The organism is Rhodothermales bacterium, assembly GCA_034439735.1.
In the GTDB taxonomy this organism is placed as follows: Bacteria; Bacteroidota; Rhodothermia; order Rhodothermales; family JAHQVL01; genus JAWKNW01.
In genome coordinates, this window is the sequence record JAWXAX010000200.1 from 1 (window position 1) to 9,839 (window position 9,839).

10 protein-coding genes are annotated in these 9,839 nt (G+C 61.6%); 2 read left to right on the forward strand and 8 right to left on the reverse strand.

What is annotated here, in order from left to right:
- Positions 1-402: 402 nt before the first annotated feature.
- The 6 genes from SH809_14970 to SH809_14995 form a co-directional block, all read right to left on the reverse strand.
- Complete coding sequence (locus SH809_14970) at positions 403-1,374, reverse strand: aldo/keto reductase (protein ID MDZ4701008.1); 972 nt, start codon at positions 1,372-1,374, stop codon at positions 403-405.
- 305 nt (positions 1,375-1,679) lie between these two features.
- A complete protein-coding gene (locus tag SH809_14975; protein MDZ4701009.1) occupies positions 1,680-2,132 on the reverse strand; it encodes a hypothetical protein in 453 nt (150 codons plus the stop codon).
- Between the two features lie 101 nt (positions 2,133-2,233).
- Positions 2,234-3,730 carry a M20/M25/M40 family metallo-hydrolase gene (locus SH809_14980; GenBank protein MDZ4701010.1) on the reverse strand — a complete coding sequence of 499 codons (1,497 nt, stop codon included), beginning with the start codon at positions 3,728-3,730 and terminating at the stop codon, positions 2,234-2,236.
- 4 nt (positions 3,731-3,734) lie between these two features.
- On the reverse strand, positions 3,735-4,871 hold the full coding sequence (locus tag SH809_14985; protein ID MDZ4701011.1) for a carboxylate-amine ligase: 1,137 nt from the start codon (positions 4,869-4,871) through the stop codon (positions 3,735-3,737).
- Between the two features lie 89 nt (positions 4,872-4,960).
- Positions 4,961-5,305, reverse strand: a complete 345-nt coding sequence (locus SH809_14990) for a BrnA antitoxin family protein (protein MDZ4701012.1) — start codon at positions 5,303-5,305, stop codon at positions 4,961-4,963.
- Between the two features lie 337 nt (positions 5,306-5,642).
- Positions 5,643-6,464 (reverse strand): NAD(P)-dependent oxidoreductase, encoded by an 822-nt coding sequence (locus SH809_14995; protein MDZ4701013.1) that lies wholly within the window; start codon positions 6,462-6,464, stop codon positions 5,643-5,645.
- 166 nt (positions 6,465-6,630) lie between these two features.
- Between SH809_14995 and purQ the strand changes: the two genes are divergently transcribed.
- Positions 6,631-7,335, forward strand: coding sequence for a phosphoribosylformylglycinamidine synthase subunit PurQ (gene purQ, locus SH809_15000; GenBank protein ID MDZ4701014.1), 705 nt, complete (start codon positions 6,631-6,633; stop codon positions 7,333-7,335).
- Between the two features lie 87 nt (positions 7,336-7,422).
- Positions 7,423-8,061, forward strand: a complete 639-nt coding sequence (locus SH809_15005) for a rhomboid family intramembrane serine protease (GenBank protein ID MDZ4701015.1) — start codon at positions 7,423-7,425, stop codon at positions 8,059-8,061.
- Positions 8,062-8,447: 386 nt separating this feature from the next.
- Here the strand turns inward: SH809_15005 and SH809_15010 are convergent, their stop codons facing one another.
- The gene (locus SH809_15010) at positions 8,448-8,618 is read right to left on the reverse strand and encodes a hypothetical protein (protein MDZ4701016.1); all 171 of its coding nucleotides are present in this window, start codon (positions 8,616-8,618) and stop codon (positions 8,448-8,450) included.
- Positions 8,619-9,168: 550 nt separating this feature from the next.
- Positions 9,169-9,839: HAD-IA family hydrolase (locus SH809_15015; GenBank protein MDZ4701017.1), on the reverse strand; the 671-nt coding region annotated here is incomplete at its 5' end.

Here is a 9,839-nt window from a genome sequence, read left to right on the forward strand (position 1 = left end):
ATCCGAGTACAACGGCCTTGATCGTGATCTCGGGCAACGACTGCGACGCCGGCACGTACGGCACGATGGGGTCGGTGTCGGCTGAGGATGAAGACATATGAGTGGATTGACGTGTTTAGAGACTGTTGGGATTTCCACAATCAAAGGCATTGTCATCCCCCGGTCAAAGCCGGGGGCAGGCTCCCGCGAAGGCGGGAAACGAGCGAAGCGACTTACGAAGTAATCCAGCCATCAGACTGGCTTTTTTCTGGGTCCCCGCCTGCGCGGGGATGACTTGTTCCTTATGCAATACGCAAATCTCAACAGTTTCTTAAGGTTTAATGTTCGTTGTTAGAGGATCTGGTTTGATGTCCCGGTTTGGGAGATGTATCCCCTTAAACCCCGAACCTTACACCTTAAACCTCACTGCGACCACTCCGTCGGTTCCCGGTCCCACCGGTGAGCGCGGAGGGTGGTGAACAGGGCGGCCGGCAGGGGGCCGGCGTCGCTCGCGGCGATGTTGGCTTCGACATTCCGGATCTGGCGCATCCCGGGGATGATGGTGCTCACCGCGGGGTTATTCAGGATGAAGCGGAGAGCCATCTCGGGCATGGTCATACCCGGGGGGATAAGTGGCCGAAGCGCATCGGCATGTTCGACGCTCGGTATCAGGTTCTCCGGAACGAAATAGGTGCTCCGCCAGTCGTCGGCCGGCCAGGTGGAGGCCTTCGTGAGGGTGCCGGTGAGGGTACCCTCGTCGAACGGGACGCGGGCGATGACGGCCACGTCGTGTTTCTCGCAGGCGGGGAAGAGGGCGTCCTCGGGATTCTGGTCGAAGATGTTGTAGATCACCTGCACGGCGTCGATGGCGCCGGTCTCCACGGCGCGGACGCCGTTCCATGGCTCCCACCGGTTCAGGCTGATGCCGATCGCCTTGAAGAGGCCCTGGCGTTTCAGGTCCGCCACCTTCCCCATCCACCGGTCGTCGTCTGCCCAGGCATCTTCCCAGACGTGAAACTGCATGAGGTCGAACGATTCCAGGCCGGCGTTTTTGAGCGAGTTGTGGGTGTAGGCCTCGATGTGGTCGGGCGGAAAGCAGTCGTCCAGTGTAAAGCCGCGCCGGCTGGGCCAGGCAAAGTTTTTGGGCGGGAGCTTGGTGGCCGTGTAGAGTTTCTTGTCAGGATGCGCACGCACCAGGGCGCCCAACAGCCCTTCGCTGTGGCCCTCGCCATACCCCCACGCGGTGTCGAAGAAATTGCAACCGAGGGCGACGGCGCGGTGGAGTGCCTGCATCGACGCGTCGTCGTCGGACCCCGTCCATCCGCCCATCCCCCACATCCCGTAGCCAATCTCACTGACCTGCCAGTTCGTTCGCCCGAATCGCCTGTATTCCATGGTGGTTTCGCTTTGTCCGGCTCTTAAGAAACAGTTGAGATTTCCACAACCCAAGGCATAGTCATCCCCCGGTCAAAGCCGGGGGCAGGCTCCCGCGCAGGCGGGAAACGAGCGAAGCGACTTTACGAAGTAATCCAGCCCTCAGACTGGCATTTTTCTGGGTCCCCGCCTGCGCGGGGATGACTTGCTCATGATGCAAAACGCAAATCTCAACAGTTTCTAAATGTTCTAAAATAAACAAGGGCGCCGCTTGCCGCGACGCCCCTGCGAAGTAACGTATTTCTGAATCAGGATGCCAGTGCGAACTACCGATTGACGGCCCCCCCCTGGCCGCGCCGGTCGCCGGCGCCACGCCGCTCGGCGAACTCGGCCATTTTCTTGTCGTACGCGGCCAGCTGCTCGGCCGATAGGATGGGGACCAGCTCATCGCGAGTGCCCTTGTCCAGATCTTCCATTTCGGCGCGCATCTTCTGCATGGTCTCCGGGCTCCGCTCGCCACTGCCCATGTACGATTCCATGAGTGCGGTACGCTCTTTCTGCTGGTTCTCGAGGATGCCGCGCACCTGGGTTTCGAGATCCCCGGTCACGCCGAGGGCTGTCACGACCTCGGTCAATTGGGCTTTCATGCGTTCGGCGCGCTGTTCCGGGCTACCGAAGCCGCCCTGGGCGCTGGCGGAGTGTGATGCTACGGTAAGAAAAAGACCGAATACTAAAGCGATGCCGGCGATGCCTCGCTGGATGGATATGCGATGGTTCATGATATGAGGTATGGGATGGATTCGACGAAATGGGTAGCGCTACGGGGAAGCGTTCGATGATATGGACGATTCTCCCGCGGTCCGGATTCCAGCGACCGTGATTAATTTTGGTGTGCCGGCCCCGCGCCGTGGATGATGGCTGCGAAGAGGTCGATCCCGTACCACAGGTTGGCGATCCGCAGGTTCTCATCCGGCCCGTGCTGGTTGTTGTCGTGGTTGGCGATCGGGACGCCGACGACGGGGAGCCCGAGATGGTCAACAAAATGGTACAGCGGCAGCGACCCGCCGAGTGTCGGCAGGAGAGCGACCGGTCCGTCGCAGGCGGCCCGGACGGTGCGCACAAGGGCCTGGACGATGGGGAGCGTCATATCGGTCCGGACGGCGGGAAAGGAGGGGTCGAGGCCCAGCCGGGCGATCTTCGGGTGCCGGCTCCGTGTGGCCGCGTCCGGCTCGGCGTCGACGAGGTGCCAGCCATCCCGCCGCAGGTGCGCCCGAACGCGTTCGATCATCACATCCGGGTCGAGGCCTTTCACGAGCCGAATATCCACGCTGGCGCGGGCGACCGAGGGGATCATGTTGAGGATGCGCCCATCCGCGATGCCGCACTGGATGCCACGGATATTGAGCGAAGGTTGCTGGATGCGCTGGTCCAGACGGGCGTTGCCGGCTTCGGTCTCGGCCAGGCCCAGCTCGGCGCGGAGCGACCCGTCGAAGTCGGGCAGTGCGTCGATCGCCGCCTGCTCGATGGCGTTCAGAGGCGTCACGCCTTCGTAGAAGTCCTCGATGAGGACACGTCCGTCGGGCGCCTTCATCCCGGCCAGCATGTGGGCGAGCAGCAGGCCGGGGTTGGGCGCCCAGTTGCCGTAGTGGCCGCTGTGCAGGTGGCGGGTCGGGCCGTACACAGTGACGGTGAACCCAGTGAATCCCCTCGCTCCGAAAAACAACTGCGGCTGGCGGTTCTGGTGCACCGGACCGTCGCAGATGAGCAGGATGTCCGCCGCCAGCCGATCCCGATGGGCGGCCAGGTAGTCGCCGAGCGTGGGGGAGCCGGTCTCTTCCTCGCCGTCGAAGAAAAATTTCAGGTTGACGCGTGGGGCGAGGCCGGCGGCTTCGAGGGCGTCGAGGGCCGTTAGGATGGCTGTGAACGGCGCCTTGTCGTCGCTCGCGGAGCGGGCATAGATCCGGCTGTTCGGGTCGATGGGCGCGCCATCGGCCGGAAACGGGATAGGTTGGCCGCCCTGTGGGATGGCGTTGGAGAATAACGTCGGGGTCCAGGGAGGCGCCGTCCACTCTACGGCTTCGGCCGGCTGCCCGTCGTAGTGGGCGTAGAATAGCAGCGTGGTGTCGGCGCCGGGTACGCGGCGTTCGCCGAAGACCACTGGCGGCATGCCGGCGATCTGCCACAACTCCGTGTCAATACCTCGCCGTTCCATCTGCGCCGCCAGGTACGCCGCGTTGGCCTGGATGGCCAGGCTGTCTCCGGCGATATTGGGCAACGCCAGCCATTCGGCGAAGTCACGCAGGATACGCGGGCCCTGCGTGGTCCTGTAGGCCCGGGCGGCCGCCAGAGCCGAAGAGATGGCGGAGGAATCGTCCATGCGGTCAGGCCACGCCGCGCAGCGTTTCCTGGATGAGCATCTTCACGACAGCGCGCAGGGCTTCGGTGTCGTCGGCGCCGCTGGATTTGGCTTCGTTGTAGGTGCGCACCTGCCAGTGGGCGCTGGTGCCCTGGCCGAGGATGGTTCGGGCGTGCCGGACCTCCTTCACGCACCCGAAATGTTCGGCGTCCTCCTGGATGAAATCCAGCAACTCGTCCAGCAACTGCGCATAGGGCACAATCTTCCCTTTGCCGTAGTCGATCAGGCCGCGCTCGAACCCGTACCGCTGGGCGCGCCAGCGGTTTTCGTTGAGGAGCAGGTTGGCGTAGGTGCGCCAGCGCTGGTTGCTGCGGCGAAGGCGGTAGAGCATACGGAGCCAGCAGCGGTAGAGGGCGGCGACGCAGATCGCGTCTTCGAGGTGGGTGCAGAGGTCGGAGATGCGCATCTCGAGTGTCGGGAAACGCATGCTCGGCCGGATGTCCCACCAGATCTTCGAGCTGTCTTCAATGACGCCGGCGTCGATGAGGATGTCCGCGTGCCGCTTGAACTCGGCGAAGCTGGAAAACTGTTCGGGGAGGCCGGTACGCGGCAGTTCGTTCCAGACGGCGATGCGGTACGACATCAACCCCGTGTTGGTGCCCTCCCAGAAGGGCGACGAGGTCGTGATCGCCAGCAGGTGCGGGAGGATGTAGCGGGTCTGGTTCATCAGATCGATCCGCATATCCGCGTCTTCAATCGCCACGTGTACGTGCATCCCACTGATGACCATGCGGCGGGCGACGGCCTGCATGTCTCGCACGAGGATGGCGTAGCGATCCTTGTCTGTATGCTTCTGGCTATCGGTGGCCGAAAACGGGTGAGTCGAGGCGGCGATGATGGCCAGGTCGTGCGCATTCGCCACATCGGACACGGCCCGTCGCAGCCGCGACAGCTCGTCGCGCGCGTCCTGAATGGTGTGGCAGACGTGGGTGCCGACCTCGATCTGCGACTGGAAGAATTCGGGGGTTACCTGTCCCTCGAGGAGCTTCTTGCACTCGTCGAGCATCGTGGGAGGCGCCTCGCGAATGAGGGCACCCGTTTCGCGATCGACCAGGAGGTATTCCTCCTCGATGCCGATCGTAAAGGTGGGTTCAGGGATCATGGGTGGCGTGCAGCGAAAGCGGAGACTACTCGCGAAGATCGCGCTCGCCAAAGATAGCATTTTTTTGGCTAGAACAAGGGGTGCGCGTGCTATTCCCGCCTGGCGGCTCCTTTGTTTTCGGTCTGTTGCTGCACGTAGTCGCGTAGCACAGCGTTCATCATCGATTTAAAGGAGTCCCCTTTGTCTTTGAAGTAGTCCACTACGCCACGATCGAGTATCAATGTGACAGACTCTTTTTCTTCTGGTATGACGGGAATGGCGTCCCGATACCAGTCATCCGGAATACCGAGTTCAGCATTCTCTTCCAGAGCAAGCTGCTCGATTTCTTCTTCGGTCATCTCCTCGATCCGGTGCCAGTCCGTATCGTCCAATCCCTGGCGTAGCTGGGATTCGATTTCTTCACGGGAAAGCCTGATGATATTCGGTTCTTTCATGACTACGTGCCCGTCTAGCCGATATAAGTCGGATTCGGTGCTTCCGACGTGTAAAGATTACCGTCCAGTGCCGGCCATCCAGTTCGCCCGTAGCCATCCAGCGAGCCTCGGGGAAATAAGCCGATCTTCTGACGATGCAACGCCTGGCGAATAGTAGTGTAGCCCGTCGTAGACTGATACCATGTTTTTTGATATTAGCCATGTTCTTGGCTTCGTCCCACTCAAATTCCTGGGCGAGCATAGGGTCCTTACGCCGGGTCTATTTCTTTGTGCCCAGTGTACCCCTACGCCAGGATCCCAACATGATCGGAGGATGAAATGTCGCCCGGCGTGCTGTTCAAATAAAAAAATCCGGCCAGAGATCGGCGCCCGGGGTGACGGCGTAGCCGGCGAGGTCGGTGACGCCGGCGCGGGCCAGGGCCTCGTCATCGATAAAGAAGTCTCCGGGGCAGGCGCGGCTGTCTTGCGAGAGGATCCAGTGGGCGGCGTCCGCCACGATGGCGGGGGTGCGGGCGTGCCGGGTGGCCTCGTCGCCCCCGAGGAGGTTCTGGACGGCGGCGGTGGCGATGATCGTCCGCGGCCACAGGGCGTTGACGCCGATGCCGTCGGGTTTAAATTCTTCCGCCATGCCCAGCACACACAGGCTCATCCCATATTTCGCGATCGTGTACGCCACATGGGGGGCAAACCAGCGGGCTTCCAGGTTCAGGGGGGGAGATAGATTCAGGATGTGGGGATTGGCGGCGTTGCGGAGGTGGGGGAGGCATACCTGGGCGCAGAGGAACGCGCCGCGGGTGTTGACCTGATGCATGAGGTCGTACCGTTTCATCGGCGTGGCCTCCGTGCCGGCCAGGTAGATCGCGCTGGCGTTGTTGACCAGGATGTCGATCCCCCCGAAGGTAGCGACTGCACGGTCGACGGCATCGCGGACCTGCCCTTCCTCCCGGATATCCACCACACAGGGGAGGACGCGCCCTCCCGCGGCCTCGATCTCGGCGGCGGCGGAGTAGATCGTGCCCGGGAGCTTCGGATGGGCCACCTCGGTCTTGGCGGCGATGACAATGTTCGCGCCGTCGCGTGCGGCGCGGAGGGCGATGGACTTCCCGATCCCCCGGCTTGCGCCGGTGATAAAAAGCGTCTTGTTGGCGAGTGCAGGCATGGCGGCGGTGGGACGAAAGGAAACAAGCGGACGATTCATGGGCCGGCGGTTGGGAAGGAAAACGGGCGCGCCGTATCTTGCCCCCGGCTGTAGATGGTACCCAATCCGTGCGGTAGTTAAAAACGGCAGGTTAACGCAGCCGTAAGAAACCACTCGAAATCGGCTTATGAAGATCGGCATACTCCTCTTCCCGGGCTCCAACTGCGATCACGATTCCTACCACGTGGCAAGCCACGTGCTGCAGCAGGAGGCGCGTTTCATCTGGCACAAGGACAGCCGGATGGGCGATGTGGACCTGGTCATCGTGCCCGGGGGATTTTCCTATGGTGACTATCTGCGCGCCGGCGCCATCGCTCGATTTTCGCCGATCATGAAGGACGTCGTTCGCTTCGCGCAGGAAGGGGGATTGGTGATGGGGATCTGCAACGGCTTTCAGATCCTGTGCGAGTCCGGCCTGCTCCCGGGGGTGTTGTTGCGGAACGCCTCGCTCCGGTTTGTCTGTAAGGACGTGTATTTGCGTGTTGAAACCACCCACACGCCATTCACCGGATCGATGCGGGTAGGCCAGGTGCTCCGCACGCCGATTGCGCATGGGGAAGGCAATTACTACGCCAGCGAGCAGGAGCTCGACGCGCTCGAGGCGAACGATCAGGTGGTGTTTCGGTATGCGACGGCCGAAGGCGACGTGACGCCGGCCGCCAACCCGAACGGCGCGGCCCGCAACATCGCCGGGATCGTGAATGCCGGCCGGAATGTATTGGGCCTGATGCCGCACCCGGAACGGTGTGCCGAGACCTTGATTGGCAGCGGCGATGGCCTCCATGTCTTTGAGTCGGTGCTGAGCCATTTGGGCGCATTGCTTCCGCGCTGAACGGGTACTGAAACTGAGCTGGTACTGAATCGGGGCTCAATCTGTATCTGAGCCGGCGCCGTATCGAGTTTACCTGATCCCCATCTGATGAACCTCCTCGAATCCCCGATTACCCTCGCGCTCCTCGTGCTGAATGTGTTTGTGAGCGGCTATGTCTTTTTTGTGGATCCAGCGTCCATCGAACGGCTTTCGTTTAAACCGCGGGCGATTGTCGATCGGAAAGAGTACTACCGGTTTTTGACGGCCGGCTTTGTACACGGCGGGTTCGGGCACCTGTTCATGAACATGCTCACCCTTTACTTCTTCGGGCCTCAGCTCGAGGGCGTGCTGGGGCCGGTCCGGTTCCTGCTGTTGTACTTCGGATCTGAAATGGCGGCCCATGCGCTGACGTTTCATTACCACAAGAATGACGTCAATTACTCGGCGGTCGGCGCTTCGGGAGCGATCAGTGGGGTCGTGTTCGCCTTCTGTCTTTTTGCACCGTTTGCGATGCTGGGGATCATGTTTTTTATCCCCATGCCGGCCATTCTGTTTGCCGTGTTGTACGTGTACGGATCCATCTACATGATGAAACAGGCCCGCCTGCAGGGGCAACCTGGCATCATGGGCCGCATCGCGCACGAGGCGCACCTCGGCGGGGCCATCGGGGGGCTACTCCTCACGATCATCCTCGAGCCCCGCTCGGTCATGATCTTCCTGAACGAAGTGATGTCCGTTATTCGATAACGTCAATTTCGATATTTTTTGGAAAGAAAATAAGGATTTGTCCGTTATTGATACTTGCGCGGGCGGACTTTCAGGCCTATCTTTGAAACTCCTCATGTAGCCTGAGAGCTTTCTGGCAGAAGCAAATCGGTTGCGCACGTCGAATGAGCACTAAACGACTCGGCCCTTACGGTCGAGTCGTTTGGTTTTATGGGGCGCCGTCCGGCGCTTGACGATGTTATCCACATGTTGTGCAAAAAACTGTGGATAAGTAGGTGGAATACAGGGGGTTTGGGCGTGGAAAACCTGTGTACAGTTTGTGGGCGGATTCTGCTTGTTACCCGTCGGGGGCCGTAGTACCATTTCTCGCGTGCCTTCGGGCACTGTTCCTTGACGAGACTGTGTCTTCAGACTGCATGAGGATCGTACTCGCCGGCCTCCGAGTCGGCGAGCATCAGGATGCTTCTCCCTCCCGGGTACGAGCGGGGAGCCTGCGCGTTCGTAACGAACGCCGGCGCCGTGTTATGCCCGGATTCGACCCGCGTGTCGGTATCGGGCACCCATCTGGAATGCTGCACCGGATGGGTGTTTTCGAAACGACACGGTGTTTCGTACGGGATACGTCCCGTTCGCAGATGCCAGGCCGACAACCTTTCGGTTAATCCGTCGATCGGGTTGGCTGTTCATCGAACGATTGGTTGAGGATTGCACAACCGGCGTTGTGACGTTGTGTGCTAAGGCGCGCAACGGCGCGGGGCCGGCCTACGAGTGGCATCTGGGCTACCGCCAGTGTTGCAGCGGGGAAACGCTGTTTTCTTGCTTGCCCCCGGCCTTGCTCCTCTGTGGCACGGAGCGCTACGCGAGCGGCTGGAACGAGCGCTCGCGGCTTCGTTCTGCGGAGAAGATGATCTTACGTCTGCTTCCTCCTATGCCGTACGCTCATGCGGCATCGGCTGGCGCTCGGCCTGTGGGGCGGGTGCTTGTCGGAAGTGGAATGCGTATCTGAAGGCCGTGCCTCTCCCGGCGAATGGAAGAATCTTTCTGGCCGAAAGCCATCGTCGGGGGAGGCGGTCTTGTTCAAGGGCTCCCCGGCTGCCTTGTTTTTGCAGGGCAGCTATTTTTTTATGCCTATCGCACGAGTACTCCGGTCAGGGCGGTCCAATCGGTAAAGCGCATCGCCTCCTCTCCGGAGCCGGTGGCCGTTTCCAGGGTGTACCAGGCGGCCTGCCAGCCGGCCCGCCGTGCGCCGGCGATGTCGGACGCGTACGAGTCGCCGACATAGAGTATGGACGCCGGATCGGCCCCCGCCCTCGCCGAGGCCTCGGCGAATAACTTCGGATGCGGCTTCATGTAGCCGACCTCCTCGCTGATGACGACGGAGCGACTGCCGGATCGCAACTCGGGGAACTGGTTCAACTTGGCGTGCTGCTGTTCTGCGAAACCGTTGGTGAGGATCCCGGCCGGCAATACGGCGGCGATCGCCAGGAAGGCCTCGCGCGCCCCCGGGCAATACGACCAGTGCTTGGCATAACAGGCGAGGTAGTAGTCGCTCGCTTCGTCGGCATCCAGAGAGACGATAGCGAGCCGATCGAGCAGTACCTCGAAGCGGCGCCGGCGCAGGGTCTCTTTGTCGATTTCGCCGGCGGCGTAGGCGGCCCACAACGCCACGTTGTTGACATGGTAGGTCGACTGCACTTCGGCGACCGGCCGGTCGGCAAAAGCCTCCGAAAAGTGGCCACAGAGGTCGGTCAGCGCGGCCCGTTCGGCACTCCGATGGTCGAGCAGGGTATCGTCCAGAT

What these genes read in the sequence shown, in the direction of transcription:
- SH809_14970 (MDZ4701008.1), bottom strand. Translation starts at nt 1,374, where the DNA reads ATGGAATACAGGCGATTCGGGCGAACGAACTGGCAGGTCAGTGAGATT.
- SH809_14975 (MDZ4701009.1), bottom strand. Translation starts at nt 2,132, where the DNA reads ATGAACCATCGCATATCCATCCAGCGAGGCATCGCCGGCATCGCTTTA.
- SH809_14980 (MDZ4701010.1), bottom strand. Translation starts at nt 3,730, where the DNA reads ATGGACGATTCCTCCGCCATCTCTTCGGCTCTGGCGGCCGCCCGGGCC.
- SH809_14985 (MDZ4701011.1), bottom strand. Translation starts at nt 4,871, where the DNA reads ATGATCCCTGAACCCACCTTTACGATCGGCATCGAGGAGGAATACCTC.
- SH809_14990 (MDZ4701012.1), bottom strand. Translation starts at nt 5,305, where the DNA reads ATGAAAGAACCGAATATCATCAGGCTTTCCCGTGAAGAAATCGAATCC.
- SH809_14995 (MDZ4701013.1), bottom strand. Translation starts at nt 6,464, where the DNA reads ATGCCTGCACTCGCCAACAAGACGCTTTTTATCACCGGCGCAAGCCGG.
- purQ (MDZ4701014.1), top strand. Translation starts at nt 6,631, where the DNA reads ATGAAGATCGGCATACTCCTCTTCCCGGGCTCCAACTGCGATCACGAT.
- SH809_15005 (MDZ4701015.1), top strand. Translation starts at nt 7,423, where the DNA reads ATGAACCTCCTCGAATCCCCGATTACCCTCGCGCTCCTCGTGCTGAAT.